Source organism: Isoptericola sp. NPDC056618, assembly GCF_042792715.1.
GTDB classification, from domain to species: Bacteria; Actinomycetota; Actinomycetes; order Actinomycetales; family Cellulomonadaceae; genus Isoptericola; species Isoptericola nanjingensis.
Genome location: NZ_JBHTVZ010000003.1, coordinates 76369 through 92849 on the forward strand (window position 1 = coordinate 76369; position 16481 = coordinate 92849).

General features: G+C 75.8%; 16 protein-coding genes. 8 read left to right on the forward strand and 8 right to left on the reverse strand.

Annotation, left to right across the window (positions count from 1 at the left end):
* Nucleotide 1: 1 nt before the first annotated feature.
* On the reverse strand, nt 2-571 hold the full coding sequence (locus ACFQ8T_RS06245; protein ID WP_430545687.1) for a hypothetical protein: 570 nt from the start codon (nt 569-571) through the stop codon (nt 2-4).
* A gap of 46 nt (nt 572-617) precedes the next feature.
* Entirely contained in the window at nt 618-1103 is a 486-nt protein-coding gene (gene coaD / locus ACFQ8T_RS06250) for a pantetheine-phosphate adenylyltransferase (protein WP_430545688.1), read from the reverse strand.
* Nucleotides 1104-1187: 84 nt separating this feature from the next.
* Here coaD and ACFQ8T_RS06255 point away from each other — a divergent pair, with 84 nt between their 5' ends.
* Nucleotides 1188-2003 carry a GNAT family N-acetyltransferase gene (locus tag ACFQ8T_RS06255; RefSeq protein WP_430545689.1) on the forward strand — a complete coding sequence of 272 codons (816 nt, stop codon included), beginning with the start codon at nt 1188-1190 and terminating at the stop codon, nt 2001-2003.
* Here the strand turns inward: ACFQ8T_RS06255 and rsmD are convergent.
* Genes rsmD through ACFQ8T_RS06270 form a run of 3 tightly spaced genes read right to left on the reverse strand, consistent with a single transcriptional unit; the run spans nt 1937 to nt 6617 of the window.
* Nucleotides 1937-2563 carry a 16S rRNA (guanine(966)-N(2))-methyltransferase RsmD gene (rsmD, locus tag ACFQ8T_RS06260; protein WP_430545690.1) on the reverse strand — a complete coding sequence of 209 codons (627 nt, stop codon included), beginning with the start codon at nt 2561-2563 and terminating at the stop codon, nt 1937-1939. The genes ACFQ8T_RS06255 and rsmD overlap by 67 nt on opposite strands.
* A gap of 26 nt (nt 2564-2589) precedes the next feature.
* Nucleotides 2590-4842, reverse strand: coding sequence for an ATP-dependent DNA helicase RecG (locus tag ACFQ8T_RS06265; RefSeq protein WP_430545691.1), 2253 nt, complete (start codon nt 4840-4842; stop codon nt 2590-2592).
* Nucleotides 4839-6617, reverse strand: coding sequence for a DAK2 domain-containing protein (locus ACFQ8T_RS06270; RefSeq protein WP_430545692.1), 1779 nt, complete (start codon nt 6615-6617; stop codon nt 4839-4841). The genes ACFQ8T_RS06265 and ACFQ8T_RS06270 overlap by 4 nt, the downstream gene beginning before the upstream one ends.
* 107 nt (nt 6618-6724) lie before the next feature.
* On the opposite strand from ACFQ8T_RS06270, the gene rpmB reads away from it, so the two are divergent.
* Both rpmB and ACFQ8T_RS06280 read left to right on the forward strand, forming a co-directional pair.
* Nucleotides 6725-6916 carry a 50S ribosomal protein L28 gene (gene rpmB / locus ACFQ8T_RS06275; protein ID WP_069984843.1) on the forward strand — a complete coding sequence of 64 codons (192 nt, stop codon included), beginning with the start codon at nt 6725-6727 and terminating at the stop codon, nt 6914-6916.
* Nucleotides 6917-7123: 207 nt separating this feature from the next.
* A complete protein-coding gene (locus ACFQ8T_RS06280) occupies nt 7124-7642 on the forward strand; it encodes a GNAT family N-acetyltransferase (protein ID WP_430545693.1) in 519 nt (172 codons plus the stop codon).
* Nucleotides 7643-7659: 17 nt separating this feature from the next.
* Here ACFQ8T_RS06280 and ACFQ8T_RS06285 read toward each other — a convergent pair whose 3' ends face one another.
* Complete coding sequence (locus tag ACFQ8T_RS06285; protein ID WP_430545694.1) at nt 7660-8667, reverse strand: thiamine-phosphate kinase; 1008 nt, start codon at nt 8665-8667, stop codon at nt 7660-7662.
* Nucleotides 8668-8720: 53 nt separating this feature from the next.
* Here ACFQ8T_RS06285 and ACFQ8T_RS06290 point away from each other — a divergent pair, with 53 nt between their 5' ends.
* Nucleotides 8721-9212, forward strand: a complete 492-nt coding sequence (locus ACFQ8T_RS06290; RefSeq protein WP_430545695.1) for a DUF3515 family protein — start codon at nt 8721-8723, stop codon at nt 9210-9212.
* A 46-nt stretch (nt 9213-9258) separates the two neighbouring features.
* On the forward strand, nt 9259-9672 hold the full coding sequence (locus ACFQ8T_RS06295) for a VOC family protein (protein WP_429763996.1): 414 nt from the start codon (nt 9259-9261) through the stop codon (nt 9670-9672).
* Nucleotides 9673-9691: 19 nt separating this feature from the next.
* Here the strand turns inward: ACFQ8T_RS06295 and ACFQ8T_RS06300 are convergent, their stop codons facing one another.
* Together ACFQ8T_RS06300 and ACFQ8T_RS06305 are read right to left on the reverse strand one after the other, a co-directional pair.
* Nucleotides 9692-10873, reverse strand: coding sequence for a D-alanine--D-alanine ligase family protein (locus ACFQ8T_RS06300; RefSeq protein ID WP_430545696.1), 1182 nt, complete (start codon nt 10871-10873; stop codon nt 9692-9694).
* Between the two features lie 43 nt (nt 10874-10916).
* Nucleotides 10917-12521, reverse strand: coding sequence for an AMP-binding protein (locus ACFQ8T_RS06305; protein ID WP_430545697.1), 1605 nt, complete (start codon nt 12519-12521; stop codon nt 10917-10919).
* 230 nt (nt 12522-12751) lie between these two features.
* Between ACFQ8T_RS06305 and ACFQ8T_RS06310 the strand changes: the two genes are divergently transcribed.
* The 3 genes from ACFQ8T_RS06310 to ACFQ8T_RS06320 all read left to right on the forward strand — a co-directional run bounded on the left by ACFQ8T_RS06310 (nt 12752) and on the right by ACFQ8T_RS06320 (nt 16480).
* Nucleotides 12752-14164 (forward strand): hemolysin family protein, encoded by a 1413-nt coding sequence (locus ACFQ8T_RS06310; protein WP_430545698.1) that lies wholly within the window; start codon nt 12752-12754, stop codon nt 14162-14164.
* Nucleotides 14161-15204, forward strand: a complete 1044-nt coding sequence (locus ACFQ8T_RS06315; protein ID WP_430545699.1) for a CNNM domain-containing protein — start codon at nt 14161-14163, stop codon at nt 15202-15204. Before ACFQ8T_RS06310 ends, ACFQ8T_RS06315 begins: the two co-directional genes overlap by 4 nt.
* Nucleotides 15205-15271: 67 nt before the next feature.
* Nucleotides 15272-16480: an acyl-CoA dehydrogenase family protein gene (locus tag ACFQ8T_RS06320; RefSeq protein ID WP_430545700.1), complete on the forward strand. Its 1209-nt coding sequence runs from the start codon at nt 15272-15274 to the stop codon at nt 16478-16480.
* Nucleotide 16481 lies beyond the last annotated feature (1 nt).

Below are 16481 nucleotides of genomic sequence, written 5' to 3' on the forward strand. Positions count from 1 at the left end.
GTCAGGAGCGCCGCTCCTGCGGCCAGCGCGGGTCGGCGACGGCGTCCCACCGCACCCGCGGTGCCCCCTGCTCGAGGCGCTCGGCCAGCTTCTCCCGGCCGGCCCGCACCTGGTTCGTCAGGGCCTCGAGGTCCTGCTGGAAGTCCGCCAGGCGCCCGTCGCAGTACGAGTCGGCGTCGGTGCGCAGCGCCGCCGCTCGCGTCTCCGCCTCCGCGACCACCTCCGCCGCCCGCGACTGGGCCTGCACGACGACCTGCTCGGACTGCACCAGCTCGATCGCGCGGGCGCGGGCGGCGGCCACGATCTCCTCCGCCTGGCGGTGCGCGTCGTCCAGGGTGTCGCGGGCGGCCGCGAGCACCTCGTCGGCGCGGGCCACCTGCGTGGGCAGCGCGTCGCGCAGCTCGTCCACGAGCGCGAGCGCCTGGTCGCGGTCCACCTTCACGTTGGTCGACAGCGGCACGGAGCGCGCGTTCTCGACCAGCGCGGCCAGGTCGTCCAGGATGTCCAGCAGGCCGCCGGCCGGGTTGTCCCCCTGGCCGGTCCCGGTCGTGGTCTCGGTCGTCTCGCTCATCCCCTGCTCCTTGCCCTGCTGCTCGGTCCGGCTCATCAGCCCTGCGTCACCTGCGGAGGGCGGCTCGCACCGCGTCCGCGACGCCGTCCGGCACCAGGTCGTCGATCGGTCCCCCGTACCGGGCCACGTCCTTGACCAGCGACGACGCGACGTGCGCGTACCGCTGCTCGCCCGGCACGAAGACGGTCTCGATCCCGGTCAGGTGCCTGTTCATGAGGGCCATCGGCAGCTCGGAGTCGAAGTCCGCGCCGCCGCGCAGGCCCTTGACCACCGCGACCGCCCCGCGCTCCCGGCAGAAGTCCACCAGCAGCCCGGGCACCACCTCGACCCGCACGTCGGCGGTCTCCGGGTCGGCCGCGAGCGCCGCCCGGGCCAGCTCCACCCGCTCCTCGGGGCCGAGCAGCGCGTTCTTGGCGGCGTTCCGGGCCACCCCGACCACCACGACGTCGAACATGCGGCGCGCGCGCCGCACGATGTCGAGGTGGCCGAGCGTGATCGGGTCGAACGACCCGGGGCAGACGGCGATGCTCACGCCGTCACGCTAGTACAGCGGTGTCGCGATCCCCGGGAGCCCGGTCGGGGTGCCGTCACCCCGCGACGGGGACACCCTGGGGGCATGACCGACGACGCCGCGCCCCACCCGTCGCCCGCGGAGCCGACCGTGGTGCCCCTGACCAGGGCCGCTCAGGTCGACTCGCTGTGGCGGGACGTCCTGGCGCCGTCCTTCCCGCCCGACGAGCTCACGTCGCCCGACGACCTGCGGGCCGGCCTCACCTCCGGCGAGCTCACGGCCTACGGCGTGGAGCGGGACGGGCAGGTGGTCGCCGGCATCGTGGCCTCGTGGTCGCGGGCCACGCAGGTGCTGCTCGTGGACTACCTCGCGCTGGCGCCCGGCCACCGTGGCGGCGGGGTCGGCGGTCGCCTGCTGGACCGGTCGCTCGCCGGGTGGCGCGAGGAGCTGCACCCGGTGATCGTGCTGGCGGAGGTCGAGCACCCCGGCCATCACCCCGTCCACCCGACCCACGGCGACCCGGCGGCCCGACTGCGCTTCTACGCGCGGCACGGGGCGCGTGCGCTCGCCCTGCCCTACTTCCAGCCGGGTATCGGCGGCCCGGGGTCGCCGCGGGTCCCCGCGATGCTGCTGGTGGCGCTCGGGACGGAACCGGGCGCGGGCTCGGTGCCGGCCGCCGCCGTGCGCGGCTTCCTCCTCGAGCACCTCCGGGAGTGCGAGGGCACCGTGCCCGGCGATACCGCGGTCCGGCGGCTGCTCGACGCGGCGGCGGGGCAGTCCGTGACGCTCGTCGACCCGGCCCACGCCGAGGCGCTGGCCGCCGTACCCGTCGCCGTCCTCGAGGGGGCGGAGCGCTACGCCCCGCCGGCCCCCGGGGCGTCCGGGCCGGCGGACCCGGCGGGGTCGGCAGGCTCGGCGTAGTGCACCGCCGTCTCCCCGTAGTCCTTGCGCGCGAACGCCTCCAGGCCCGCGGGCCAGGCCGGCTCGGGGCTGCGGGTGGACCGCTCCACGACGACGACGGCGCCCGCGGCCAGCACCCCGGGCGCGGCCAGGTGCGCCAGGACAGTCGCGAGCGCGTCCTCGGCCAGGTCGTAGGGCGGGTCGAGGAAGACGACGTCGTACCCGGACGCCCCGGTCGTCCCGGCGGACGGTGAGGCACCCGCCGCGAACCGCTCCGCGGAGTCGGCGACGACGCGCACCTCGCGCTGCAGGCCCAGGGTCGCCACGTTGCCGCGGGCGACGTCCGCCGCCCGCCGGTTCGCATCCACCAGCACGACCGCGGCGGCGCCACGGCTCGCGGCCTCGAGGCCGAGCGCGCCGGAGCCCGCGTACAGGTCGAGCACCCGCGCGCCGTCCAGCACGTCGAGGTGGTCCAGGCGCGAGAAGATCGCCTCGCGGACCCGGTCGCTGGTGGGTCGTGTGCCCTTCGGCGGCACCTGCAGCGAGCGCCCGCCGAACCGGCCGGCCACGATCCTCGTCATGGCGCCGAGCCTAACCAGTCGACCGGTCACGCCCTCTCGAGGAACTCCTCCTGCTCGTCGTCCAGCTGGGCGGCGATCGCCGCGCGCAGCTCCGGGTGGGAGCCGAGCTCGAGGTCGGCGTCGACGACGGCGGTGGCCTCGCGCCGCGCGTCGGCGATGAGGTCGGCGTCCTGCACGACGCGCAGGAGGCGCAGGGAGCTGGACCGGCCGGACTGGGCGGCCCCGAGCACGTCGCCCTCGGAGCGCAGCTCGAGGTCCAGGGTCGCGAGCCGGAAGCCGTCGGTCGTCTCCGCGAGCGCCTCGACCCGGGTCGCGGCGGGCGTACCGGGCTGCGCCGTCGAGACCAGGAGGCACAGCCCCGGTGCCGCGCCGCGCCCGACGCGGCCGCGCAGCTGGTGCAGCTGGGACAGCCCGAACCGGTCGGCGTCGAAGACGACCATCACCGTGGCCTCGGGCACGTCGACGCCGACCTCGATCACGGTGGTGGAGACCAGCACCTGCAGCTCGCCGGCCGCGAACCGCGCCATCGCGGACTCCTTGTCCGCGGGCGCCATCTGGCCGTGCAGCACGCCGACGTCGAGCCCCGCGAGCGTCGGCGTGTCGCGCAGCATGTCCGCCACCTCGAGCACGGCGCGCAGGGGCGGGCGCTCGTCTCCCGCGCCGTCGCCGTCCATGAGCTCGAGCAGGTCGGGGACGTCGTCGAAGTCCTTCGCCGCGCCGCCGCCGGCGGGCAGGTCGTCGTCGGGGTGGATCCGCGGGCACACGACGTAGGCGCGATGGCCCTTGTCGACCTCCTCGCGCACGCGCGACCAGGTGCGCTCCATCCACCGCGGGTTGCCGGCGGGGACCACGTGCGACGTGATGCCGGCCCGGCCGGCCGGCACCTGCGTGAGCGACGACGTCTCGAGGTCGCCGAAGACCGTCATCGCGACCGTCCGGGGGATGGGCGTGGCCGTCATGACGAGCACGTGCGGCGCCACCCGCCCCTTGGCGCGCAGCGCGTCCCGCTGCTCGACGCCGAACCGGTGCTGCTCGTCGACGACGACGAGGCCCAGGTCCGCGAACTGCACCTGGTCGCCGAGCAGGGCGTGCGTGCCCACGACGATCCCCGCCTCGCCGCTGGCCGCCTGCAGCAGCGCCTCCTTGCGCGCGGCCGCGCCGAGCGAGCCGGTGAGCAGCGCCACCCGGGTACCGTGCGCGGCCCCGCCCAGCAGGCCGCCCTCGGCCAGCGGCCCGAGCAGCGACCGCAGCGTGCGGGCGTGCTGCGCCGCGAGCACCTCCGTGGGCGCCAGCAGCGCGGCCTGCCCGCCGGCGTCGACCACCTGCAGCATCGCCCGCAGGGCCACGACCGTCTTGCCGGACCCCACCTCACCCTGCAGCAGCCGCTGCATGGGGCGGGCCTGCGCGAGCTCGTGCGACAGGTCCTCGCCCACCGAGGCCTGCCCGTCCGTCAGCGTGAAGGGCAGGCCCGCGTCGAAGTCGGCGAGCAGGCTCGGCTCCCCCGGGCCGCGGAGGGGTCGCGCGGTGGCCTCCTGCTCGGCGGCGTGCGCCCGGCGCTGCGCGAGCGCCGCCTGCAGCACGAAGGCCTCCTCGAAGCGGAAGCGGTGGCGCGCCTGCTGCCACGCGCGCTGGTCGACGGGGTGGTGGATCGCGCGCAGGGCGTCGAGCCGGCTCGGCAGCCCGTAGCGGGCACGGACCTCGTCGGGCACCGGGTCCTCGACGTCCGCCTCCGTGAGCGGGTCGAGGACCGTGCGCACGGCCCGCTGGATGCGCCAGGAGGGCACGGACGAGGACGCGGGGTAGATGGGGATGGGGCGGCTCGCCTCGAACATCGCCTCCTCGGCGTCGTCCGCGTCGACGCCCACGAGGACGTAGTCCGGGTGGGTGAGCTGGCGGGTGCCGCGGTACTCGCTCACCACCCCCGTGAACAGCCCCACGCGCCCCGGCCGCAGCTTGTCCTCGTGCGGCCGCAGCGCGCCGGCACGCTTGGCGAAGAACGTCAGCGCGAGCTCGTGCCGGCCGTCCGTGACGACCGCCGACAGCATGGCGCCCGCGCGCGAGCGCATCGTCCGGACGGTCGCCCGCGCGACCCGCGCCATCACGGTGACGTGCTCGCCGAGCGCCAGCCTGTCCATGTCCGTGAGCGTGCCGGGGTCGCCGTACCGGCGCGGGTAGTGCCGCAGCAGGTCCCCGACGGTGACGAGCCCCAGCTTCGCGAGCGGGCCCGCGCTGCGGGCCCCCAGCACCTTGGTCAGGGCCTCGCCCTCGCGCCCGGTCACGCGCGCCCCTCCGCCGCGTCGGCGTCGAGCGGCTCGACGCCGATCGCCACGTGGTCCCCGGGGCGACCGGTGCGCATGACGACGACGTCCGCGCCGCCGGACACGGCCGCGGCCCTCGACGCGAGCACCTCGACCGTGGCGTCGGGGACGTCGTCGTCCGGCAGCAGGGTGACGATCGCGGTCGGGGAACCCGCCACGAGCCGCTTGACGACGGCACCGACCGTGACGGCCGGGCCACCGCCGACGCGCAGCCCGGCGACCACCGCGCCGACGGCGTCGGGGACGCCCGCGTCCTCCTCCCGCGGATCGTCGAGCGTCGCCGCCAGCGCGGACATCCCCGCCACGAGGTGCACGTCCCCGGGCGCGACGACCCGCACGATCTCGGGTGCGGCCTCGGGACCGTCCGCAGCCTCCGCCCCCGGGCCCACGGGGTCGGGCTGCAGCGCCTCGGGCGCGAGGACCAGCACCCGCGGGGCCCCCGCCCCGACGGCCGCGGCGACGAGGTCCGCCGCGGTCGGGGGGACGTCGAGGTCCAGGACCACGACGGCACCGCCGCGCGCGAGCTCGGCGGCCAGCGCCGGCGCGGCCGTCGTGACCACCACCGCCCACCGGTCGGGCGGGACCGCGAGGTGGCGCACCGACACCCGCGACACCGCGCCCCGTGACGCCCAGCGCCGTGCCACGCCGAGCGCGGCGTCGAGGTCCGCGGTGTGCACGTGGGCCTGCCAGAGCGACCGGTCGGCGTCACCCGCCCCGGCACCGTCCTCGGCGCCGCCGCCCACGACGACGACGGAGCTCCCGACGTCGTCCAGGTCGGCGCGCAGCGCGTCCGCCACCGCGCCGGGGCTGAAGTCGGCGGCGGACGCCGACCGTTCCAGCACGAACATGAGCTCGACGTCGTCCGTCGCGACGCCGCCGTGCTCGTGCCCGTGCCGACCGGCGTCGCGGACGCCACCGGACGCCGCGCCCTGGTCGGGCGACGAGGCGTCGTCCCCCGCGGCGGGGGCGGGAGCGTCATGACCGACGTGGCCGCGCAGGTCGATGTCCAGCAGCACGGGGCCGATGCTGCCGGACGCCCCCGACACTCCCTCGGCGGCCGCCCGCTGCGCCGCCGCCAGCGACAGCAGCACGAGCACCAGCCCGCAGGCGCCGGCGTCGAGCACGCCCGCGGCACGCAGCGGCTCCAGCGCGCCCACGCTGCGCAGCGCCGCCTCCCGCGCGCCGCGGCACGCCGCGTCGGTCGAGGACAGTCGCGCGGCCGCCCCGGCGGGACCGACCATCCCGCCCGCCTCGGCGTGCCGGGCCGCCGCCGCCGCGGACTCCGCCGCCGTGAGGATCGTGCCCGGTGCAGGGTGCGCGACGGCGCGGCGCGCGGTCCGGGCCGCGGTGTCGAGCGCGATCGCGAGGCTGTCGCCCCGCGTGGCCGCGACCGTGAGGCCGCGGAGCCACTCGCTGAGGATCACCCCGGAGTTCCCCCGGGCCCCGAGCAGCGCGGCCCGGGCGGCCAGCCGCAGGAGCCGCGCACCACCCGCGTCGGCCGGCGCGGCGCGGACCGCCGCCGCGGCGTCGCGGATCGTGAGGTACATGTTGGTCCCGGTGTCCCCGTCGGCCACCGGGAAGACGTTCACGCGGTCGATCTCGGCGCGAGCCTCCGCCAGGGCACGGGCGGCGGTGCTCACCCAGGCACGGACGACGGCGGCGTCGAGGAGCTCGGGCTGCTGCACGCCCCCCACGGTAGCGGTGAGGGACCCCACGTTGAGGGGCACTCCCGACATCGGCTATCCTCGTGTGGTTGCCCGGCCTGTTCCGGGCTCCCTCAACCACCAAGCTTCACGTCCTGCTGCCCTGGCGCGGGTCGTGTCACGACGATTCAGGAGAGACCGTGGCTGCCAACTGCGACGTCTGCGGCAAGGGCCCGGGCTTCGGGCACAGCATCTCGCACTCCCACATCCGCACGAAGCGCCGCTGGAACCCGAACATCCAGCGCGTCCGTGCCGTGGTCGCGGGCACCCCCAAGCGTGTGAACGTCTGCACCTCCTGCCTCAAGGCGGGCAAGGTCACGCGCCAGGCCTGAGCCTGCGCACCGGGCACGCCCGGTGCATCGACGCTTCCACGAGACGCTCGTCGGGATCTTCCCGGCGGGCGTCTCGTCGTCCCCGCGCACACCCCGGCGGCCCCGCGTCCCCGTCGCGCCGGTCGCCCGCGGACACCGGCAAAGAATTCGTGAAGGATTCACCAAACTGCCTTGGCCGAGGCGGCGGCGGCGTGGCACTCTGAGCAGATGATCGTGCAGACCGACAGCGACGTGGAGATCCGGCCCGCCGCCGTGACCGACGCCGGGCGGATCGCTCAGGTGCACCTCACCTCGTGGAAGGGCGCCTACGCCAGCGTGCTGCCGGCCGAGTACCTCGACTCCCTCGACGCGACCGAGCGCGCCGCCCAGTGGCAGCAGATCCTCGACGAGGGCAGCCGCACGACGCTCGTCGCCGAGGGCGACGGGCGCCTGCTGGGCTTCGCGAGCTACGGGCCGTCGCGCGACGAGGACGCCGAGGACGGCGACCTCGAGCTCTACGCGATCTACCTCGATCCCGAGTCCTGGGGCCGCGGCGTGGCCCGCGACCTCATGCGCACCGTCCTGTCCGACGTCCCCGTCGGCACGCCGATGTCGCTGTGGGTGCTCGCGCAGAACGAGCGCGCCCAGCACTTCTACCGCCGCCACGGCTTCCAGGCGGACGGCGTCGAGCGCATGGACGACATCGGCGACACCCCCGTCACCGAGGTGCGCTACCGCCGCGGCTGAGCATCGTCGCCCGCGGCTCAGCCGCCGAAGTGGTCCCAGCCGCCGCGCGCGGCGGGCTCCGTGCCGTCGACGGTGACGGTGGCGGGCCCCGGCCGCACGCTCCCCACCCGCCGGAACCCCGTCGGCAGCGCGACACCGGGCGGGAACGTGGCGAGCAGGCCGTGGTCCTCTCCCCCGGTGAGCGCCCACCCCAGCGCGGCCTCCGGGCCGAGCCCCAGCGCCCGGGCGGCGGGCAGCAGCCGCTCGACGTCGCCCGCCAGCGCGCCCGCCTCGACGTCCACGCCGACGCCGCTCGCACGAGCCAGCCGGCCGGCGTCGCGCAGCGGGCCGTCGGAGACGTCGAGCATCGCGGTCGCCCCGCCCCGGGCCGCCGCCGGGCCCGCGGCGAGCGGGGCCTGAGGGCGCAGGTAGCCGACCACGCAGGCCCCGACCCCCGCGTCGTCGACGGTCGTCGCGTCGGCCGGGGTCGCCGCGCCGGCGTCGAGCAGCGCGAGGCCTGCCGCCGAGAGCCCGCGGTGCCCCGCGTAGGCCAGCACGTCGCCCGGCCGCGCGCCGGCGCGCGTCACCGGGGCACGCCCCTCCAGGTCACCGTGCGCGGTGACCGCCACGACCACGCTCTCGCCTCCCGACAGGTCCCCGCCCACGACGCCCGCCCCGACCGGCGCGGCCACGTCAGCGAGGCCGCGGGCCAGCCCGGTCACCCAGTCGACCGGCAGGTCCCCCGGGACCACGAGCGACACGACCAGGGAGGTCGGGCACGCGCCCATCGCCGCGACGTCCGCGAGGTTGGCCGTCGCGGCCCGCGCCCCGACGTCGTACCCGCCCGACCAGCGCCGGCGGAAGTGCCGGTCCTCGACGAGGACGTCCGTGGTGACGACGAACCGCGCGTCCGGGGCCGCCACCACCGCCGCGTCGTCGCCCGGGCCGAGCAGGGTCGCCGACGCCGCGGGCAGCAGCGGGAAGATCCGCGCGAGCAGGTCCTCCTCGGACAGGTCTCGCACGAGGGGGCGGGTGGCGTCGGTCACGGGGACGACTGTAGGCGGTCGGCCGGCTCGTCCCGCCCGGTAGCGTGGTCGCCGTGCCCCGTCGTGCTCGTGCCCTGATGCCGTCCCGTGCCGCCCGCGCCGCCGCGCTGGGCGTCCTCGTCCTCCCGCTGGCGGCCTGCGCCACCACGATCGGGGCGACGCCCGCCGAGGACGCCGCGAACCCGGACTGCGCGCCCGTCATGCTCGCGCTGCCCGACGTGCTCGCGGGCGACCTCGACAAGGCGAAGACCAACGCCCAGGCCACCGCCGCCTGGGGCGAGCCCGGGGCCGCCGTGACACTGCGCTGCGGCGTCACCCCGCCCGGGCCGTCGCCCGACTGCCAGCGGGTCGAGTCGCCCGCCGGCGCCGTCGACTGGATCGTCGAGGCCGGGAAGGACGGCACGTGGCGGTTCACCACCTACGGCCGCGAGCCCGCCGTCGAGGTCGTCGTGCCGCCGTCGGTCACCGAGAGCCACTCGACGTCGTTCATCGGCGACCTCGCGCAGGCCGTGAGCAACGTGCCGCCGACCGCGCAGTGCACCTGACGCGACTGCCGAGGCGCGCGTCGGACGCCCGTGGCACGGTGTCCGGATGGACCAGCGCCTGAGCCTCGTGACCCTCGTCGTCGCCGACCTCGCCGCCACCCGGCGGTTCTACGTGGACGGCCTGGGCTGGGAACCGCTCCTCGAGGCCCCCGGCGAGGTGCTGATGATCCAGGTCGGCCAGCACGTCGTGCTGTCGATGTGGGACGAGGAGCACGCCACCGAGGAGATCGGGCCGGTCGTGCGCGGCGGCACCGCGCCGCTGACCCTCGCGCACAACGTCGGGGCCCCTGCCGGCGTGGACGCCGTCCTCGAGCAGGCGCGCCGGGCCGGCGCGCCGACCGTCCGCGACGGCGTGCGGCGCGAGTGGGGCGGCTACTCCGGCTACTTCACCGACCCCGACGGGTTCCTGTGGGAGGTCGCGCACGCGCCGGGCCCGCTCGGCGAGCTCGTGGTGCCCTGACCCTCCGGGCGAGGCGCGGTCAGCGCAGGCCGGTCGGGCGCTCCAGGGCGAGCTGGATGAGCTCGTCGACGAGCTCGGGATAGCTCACTCCCGAGGCCTCCCACATGCGCGGGTACATCGAGAACGGCGTGAACCCCGGCATGGTGTTGATCTCGTTGACGATCACGCGCTCGTCGGGGGTGACGAAGACGTCGACCCGGGACAGCCCCTCGGCCTCCACGGCCTCGAAGGTGCGCACCGCGACCTCGCGGATCTCGTCGATGACGGGCTGCGGCAGCTCGGCCGGGCAGCGCAGGTCGACGTGCGCCTCGTCGAGGTACTTCGCCTCGAAGTCGTAGAACGCGTGGCTGCCGTGGTCGACGACGATCTCGCCGGGCAGCGACGCGCGCGCCCGGGCGCCGTCGTGCCCGCCGAGCACCGCGCACTCGATCTCGCGGCCCTCGATCCCGGCCTCGACGACCACCTTGGGGTCGTGCTCGCGCGCGGCCTCGACGGCGGCGGGCAGGTCGGCCAGGTCGTCCACGCGCGTGATGCCGAGCGACGACCCCGCGCGGGCGGGCTTGACGAACAGCGGCAGGCCCAGCGGCTCGACGGCGGCGACGCACGCGGCGCGGTCCCGCTCCCAGTCCCGGGGCCGGATCACGACGTACGGGCCGACCGTGAGGCCCTGGCCGGCGAGCACGAGCTTCATGAAGTGCTTGTCCATGCCGACCGCCGACGCGAGCACGCCCGCGCCGACGTAGTGCACGTCCGACAGCTCCAGCAGGCCCTGCACCGTGCCGTCCTCGCCGAACGGGCCGTGCAGCAGCGGGAAGACGACGTCGACCTCGCCGAGCAGCGCGGGCACCTGGCCCGGCTCCAGCACGCGCAGGGTGCGCTCGCCCTGGGTGAGCGACAGCACGACCTCGGCGCCCGAGTCGGCGGTCACCTCCGGGAGGCGGCCGTCGGTGATCTGCCAGCGCTCCGGGTCGTCGGCGGCGATCACCCAGCGGCCCTCGCGCGTGATGCCCACGGGCACGACGTCGTAGCGGTCGCGGTCGATCGCACGCAGGACGCCGGCCGCGGTGGACGCGGAGATGGCGTGCTCGCCCGAGCGCCCGCCGAACAGCACGGCGACTCGGGTCTTGCGCGGGGTGCCGGCTCCCGCGGGCGGGACGGCAGGAACGGGGCTCGTCGTGGGAGCGGCGGTGGCGTCGGACATCGCCGCCCAACCTACCGGACCCCGGCCCGCCGTCCCGACCGCCTCAGCGGGTGCGGAGCTCCTTGCGCAGGATCTTCCCCGCGGCGGACTTCGGGACCGCGTCGACGAACTCCACAACCCGCACCTTCTTGTACGGGGCGACCTGCTCCGCGACGAAGCCCTGCACGTCCGCGGCGGTCAACGCGCTGCCCTCGGCCCGCACGACGAACGCCTTCGGCACCTCCCCCGACTCCGGGTCGGGCACGCCGATCACGGCCGCGTCCGCGATCTCGGGGTGCGTCAGCAGCAGCGCCTCCAGCTCCGCCGGCGCCACCTGGTAGCCCTTGTGCTTGATGAGCTCCTTGAGCCGGTCGACGACGGTGAACGCGCCGTCGGAGTCGACCGTCACGATGTCGCCGGTGTGCAGGAAGCCGTCCGGCTCGAGGGTGTCGCGGGTGGCCTGCTCGTCCGCGAGGTACCCGACCATGACGTTCGGACCGGCGCACAGCAGCTCGCCGGGCGCGCTCACGCCCTCGGCCGGCTGCGCGATCGCCTCCCCCGTGGCGGGGTCGACGACCCGGGCGAGCATGTTCGGCACCAGCAGGCCGACGGTGCCCGGGGAGATGTCGGTCCGGTCGACGGGCACGACGTGCGAGACCGGCGACATCTCCGACATCCCGTACCCCTGCAGCACCCGGGCGCCCGGCAGGCGTCGGGCCACGGCCTCGGCCAGGTGCTCGTCGAACGGCGCCGCCCCCGACATGAGCATCCGCACGCTCGACAGGTCGCGGCCGGCGGCCGCGGGGTGCTTGGCGAGCGCCAGCGCGATCGGCGGCGCGACGAACAGCACGGTGGCCCGGTGCTGCTCGACGACGCGCAGGTACTCGGCGAGGTCGAACCGCGGCAGCGTGACGAGCGTCGACCGCTGGTAGATCGCGCCGTTCATCAGCACCGTCATGCCGTAGATGTGGAAGAACGGGAGCACCGCGGGGATGACGTCGTCGCGCGTGAGGGGCAGGTACGCCTCCGTCTGCACCACGTTCGCCACGAGGTTCCGGTGGGTGAGCATCACGCCCTTCGGCAGCCCGGTCGTGCCGGACGAGTACGGCAGGACGGCGAGGTGCGTGCGGGGGTCGAACGCGACGTCGGGCGCGGCGTGACCGCCCGCGAGGAGCGCGCCGAGGGACGGGTGGCCTTCCGCGCCGTCGAGCACGACCACGTCGGCGGCCGCCATCCCGACGGCGTCGGCACCCGCCTCGGCGGCCGGCAGCAGCGCGGAGACCGTCACGAGCGCCTTCGCCCCCGACGACTCGAGCTGCTTCGCGACCTCGCGCCCGGACGCGAGCGCGTTGATCGTGGTCACCGTGATGCCGGCCCGCAGCAGGCCGTGGAAGACGGCGACGAACGCGGGCACGTTGGGGCTGTGCAGGGCCACCACGTCCCCGACGCCCAGGCCGCGGGCGGCGAACGCCCCGGCGATGGCGTCCACGCGCTCGCGCAGCTCGCCGTACGTGGTCGTGGCACCGCTCGGACCGTCGACCAGGGCGACACGGTCCCGGTCGGCGTCGTCCAGCGAGGCGAAGAGGAACTCGTGGAGGGTGACGTCGGGGATCTCGACGTCGGCGTGCGGGCTGCGGATGAGGGAGCGGTCGGTGCTGGTCTCGGACATGGCGGTCCCTTCGTGCGGCACGGTCCTCGTCGACCGTGTGCACGGGAGCGTAGCGCCGGGAACCGATGGCACGGGAGCGACGTTGGGGCGATCGTGGACATCACGAACGACACGAACGCCCTCGCGGCGCCCGCGGCCGAGGACCAGGCCGCGCCCGCCGACGATCCCAGTCATAGTCCGGGCTCGCCGCAGCCCCCGACTCCGCTCGACCCTGAGGCGGTGCACCGCCGGTGACCGCCGTCCTCTCCCTCCTCCTCGGCATCCTGGTGATCCTCGTGATCACGGCGGCGACGGCCTACTTCGTCGCCCAGGAGTTCGCCTACATGACCGTGGACCGCTCCCGGCTCGCCGCCCGCGCGGAGGCCGGTGACGTGACCGCGAAGCGGGCCCTCGCCGTCACGCGCCGCACGTCCTTCGTGCTCTCGGGCGCCCAGCTCGGCATCACCGTGACCGGCCTGCTGGTCGGCTACGTGGCCGAGCCCCTCGTGGGCGACGCGCTGGGCACCCTGCTCGGCGGCGTCGGCGTCCCGACCGGGGTCGGCGTGGCCGTCGGCACCGTCGCGGCCCTCGTCGTCTCGACGCTGGTGCAGATGCTCTTCGGCGAGCTGTTCCCGAAGAACCTCGCCATCGCCCGCCCCGAGCCCACGGCCCTGCGCCTGGCCGGCTCGACGACGGCGTACCTCACGGTGCTCGGCTGGCTCATCGCCGTCTTCGACAAGGCGTCGAACGCGCTGCTGCGGCTGCTGCGCATCGAGCCCGTGCACGACGTCGAGCATTCCGCCACCGCCCGCGACCTCGAGCACATCGTCGCGGACTCCCGCGAGAGCGGCGACCTGCCCGACGACCTGTCGGTGCTGCTGGACCGCATCCTCGACTTCCCGCAGCACGACGTCGAGCACGCCATGATCCCGCGCTCGCGCGTCGGCACCGTCGACCCCGCCCTCACGGTGGGCGAGCTGCGCACGCTCATGGCCGGCGGCCACTCCCGCTACCCCGTGGTGGACGCCGAGGACCGCGCTCTCGGCGTCGTCCAGCTCACCGACCTGCTGCGGACCGGCCTCGGCGACGCCGCTCCCGTCACCGAGCTCATGCGGCCGGTCACGGTGCTGCCCACCCTCATGGCGCTGCCGGACGCCCTCACCGAGCTGACGCGGACCCGCAACCAGCTCGCCGTCGTCGTCGACGAGTACGGCGGCTTCGCGGGCGTGCTCACCCTCGAGGACCTCGCCGAGGAGCTGGTCGGCGAGATCACCGACGAGCACGACCCGGCCCTGCCGGTCACCGTGTCGTCCGAGGACGACGGCGCCTGGGTGATGGGCGGCGACGTCCACCTGGACGAGGCGGAGCGCGCCATCGGGCACGACCTGCCGCGCGGCGACCACGAGACGGTCGCCGGGCTGCTCATCGCGCAGACCGGCGCGCTGCCCCGCGCGGGCGACGCGGTGACGGTCGAGCTGCCGCCGGACCCGGCGGACCTCGTGCACGACGAGCCCCGCCGTCGCTGGCTGGAGGTCGACGTGATCTCGGTCGAGCGGCACGTGCCCCACCTGGTGCGCGTGCGCCTGTTCGAGGGCACCGCGGAGGGCACGGTCGAGCCCGCCCCGGACGCCACGCCCGCCCCCGCGAAGGAGGACGACCGATGAGCAACCCCTGGGTCGTCGTCGCGGCGACCGTCGTCATCATCGCGCTGAGCGCGTTCTTCGTGGCGGTGGAGTTCGCCCTGCTGGGGGCGCGCCGCCACCGGCTGGAGGACGCTGCTCCGCGCAGCCGGTCCGCGCGGGCCGCGCTGCGCAGCTCGTCCGAGCTCACGCTGCTGCTCGCCGGCTCCCAGCTCGGCATCACGGCGTGCACCCTGGCGCTCGGCGCCGTGACCAAGCCGGCCGTGCACCACTGGCTCACGCCGCTCTTCGCCGGGTGGGGGGCGCCGTACTGGGTGGCCGACGTCGCGGGCTTCGTGCTCGCGCTGATCATCGTCACCTTCCTGCACCTCGTGGTGGGCGAGATGGCGCCCAAGTCGTGGGCCATCGCGCACCCCGAGGCGTCCGCCACGCTGCTGGCCCTGCCGATGCGGGCGTTCATGTGGCTCACCCGGCCGGTCCTGCGCTGGCTCAACGCGCTGGCCAACCGGTGCCTGCGGGCCGTCGGCGTGGAGCCGGTGGACCACATCGAGGCGGGTCACGACCCGACCACGCTGCGGCACCTCGTGGAGCACTCGGCGAACGTCGGGGCCCTCGACGCCGCGTACTCCTCGCAGATCGCGGGCGCCCTGGAGCTGGAGACCCTCACGGTCGACACGCTCGTGGCCCCGGGCGCGCGGCCCACGGCGGTGCCGGCGGACGCGACGGCGGCCGACGTGCGTGCGGCGTCCGTGACCTCCGGGCACCTGCGCATCCTGCTGCGCGACGGCGGTGCCGACGGTGGTGTCGACGGTGAGGTGACCGGCGTCGTGCACGTGCGCGACACGCTGCTGCTCGCGGACGACGCGTCGGTCGCGCCGGTGGCGCGCGCGCCGTTCGTGCTCGACGCGTCGACCACCGTGCACGCCGCCATCGCGCTGCTGCGCGAGGCCGGCGAGCAGCTCGCGCTCGTGCGCCGCGACGGGGACGTGCTGGGCGTCGTCACGCTCGCCGACGTGCTGCGCCGGTTGCTGCCGCAGGCGCAGGAGGCGACGGCGGACGTCTGAACCGTCGTCGGGCCCGCCGCCGTCGAAGCCCGGGCGGCCGGGCCAGGGCGCGGCGTACGGTGAGGTCATGCCTGTGACCTCGCCGGACGCCGCGCCGTCGTCCTTCCCCTCCCCGCTCTCCGCCCCGCGCCAGATCCTCACCGACGAGCTCCTCGAGACCATCCGCGGCCGCGCGGCGACGTACGACCGCGAGAACGCGTTCTTCGCCGACGACCTCGCCGACCTGAAGGCCGCCGGGTACCTGCAGGCGATGGTGCCGCAGCACCTGGGCGGCGCCGGGCTGACCCTGCGGGAGGCCGCGCGCGAGCAGGCGCGGCTCGCCGGCGCCGCCCCCGCCACCGCCCTCGCGGTGAACATGCACCACGTGTGGGTGGGCGTGGCCCGGTTCCTGCACGAGCGCGGCGACCACTCGCTGGACTGGCTGCTCGAGGAGACGGCGCACGGCGAGGTCTTCGGCTTCGGCTACTCCGAGGCGGGCAACGACCTGGTGCTGCTCGGCTCGCGCACCGAGGCCCGCCCGGACGGCGAGGGCGGGTACTCCTTCCACGGCACGAAGATCTTCACGTCCAACTCCCCCGGGTGGACCCGCCTCGGCGTCATGGGGTTGGACGACGCGACCGACGCCGACGACCCGCGCATCGTGCACGCGTTCGTCACCCGCGACGGCGGCGGCTTCGAGATCAAGGACGACTGGGACACGCTCGGCATGCGCGCGTCGCAGTCCTGCACCACGGTGCTCGACGGCGCGCACGCGCCCGCCGACCGCGTGCTGCGCCGCATCACGCCCGGCCCCAGCCTCGACCCGTACGTGCTGGGCATCTTCACGTCGTTCGAGATCCTGCTGGCGAGCGTGTACCTGGGCATCGCCGACCGCGCGCTGGCCCTCGCCGTCGAGACGGTGGGCAAGCGGCGCTCGATGAAGACCGGCAAGGCCTACTCGCAGGACCCGGACATCCGCTGGCGCATCGGCACGGCCGCCCTCGCGCTCGACGGCCTGTGGCCGCAGCTCGACCTCGTGGCGGGGGAGGTCGACGCCCAGGTCGACAAGGGGGCCGGCTTCTTCCGCTCGACGGCGGGGCTCAAGGTCCGCGTGACGGAGACGGCCCGGCAGGTCGTGGACGAGGCGATCCGCTGCTCCGGCGGCTCCACGTACTTCAACCGCTCCGAGCTGGGGCGGCTCTACCGCGACGTCCTGGCCGGCATCTTCCACCCCAGCGACGACGAGTCCGCGCACTCCACCGTCGCGCAGGCGGTGCTCGGACCGCTCGAGGACTGAC

Bases quoted from the DNA above. Each gene is read 5' to 3' on its own strand.
- ACFQ8T_RS06245 (WP_430545687.1), bottom strand. From the start codon at position 571: ATGAGCGAGACGACCGAGACCACGACCGGGACCGGCCAGGGGGACAAC.
- ACFQ8T_RS06255 (WP_430545689.1), top strand. From the start codon at position 1,188: ATGACCGACGACGCCGCGCCCCACCCGTCGCCCGCGGAGCCGACCGTG.
- rsmD (WP_430545690.1), bottom strand. From the start codon at position 2,563: ATGACGAGGATCGTGGCCGGCCGGTTCGGCGGGCGCTCGCTGCAGGTG.
- ACFQ8T_RS06270 (WP_430545692.1), bottom strand. From the start codon at position 6,617: ATGTCGGGAGTGCCCCTCAACGTGGGGTCCCTCACCGCTACCGTGGGG.
- ACFQ8T_RS06280 (WP_430545693.1), top strand. From the start codon at position 7,124: ATGATCGTGCAGACCGACAGCGACGTGGAGATCCGGCCCGCCGCCGTG.
- ACFQ8T_RS06295 (WP_429763996.1), top strand. From the start codon at position 9,259: ATGGACCAGCGCCTGAGCCTCGTGACCCTCGTCGTCGCCGACCTCGCC.
- ACFQ8T_RS06300 (WP_430545696.1), bottom strand. From the start codon at position 10,873: ATGTCCGACGCCACCGCCGCTCCCACGACGAGCCCCGTTCCTGCCGTC.
- ACFQ8T_RS06305 (WP_430545697.1), bottom strand. From the start codon at position 12,521: ATGTCCGAGACCAGCACCGACCGCTCCCTCATCCGCAGCCCGCACGCC.
- ACFQ8T_RS06315 (WP_430545699.1), top strand. From the start codon at position 14,161: ATGAGCAACCCCTGGGTCGTCGTCGCGGCGACCGTCGTCATCATCGCG.
- ACFQ8T_RS06320 (WP_430545700.1), top strand. From the start codon at position 15,272: ATGCCTGTGACCTCGCCGGACGCCGCGCCGTCGTCCTTCCCCTCCCCG.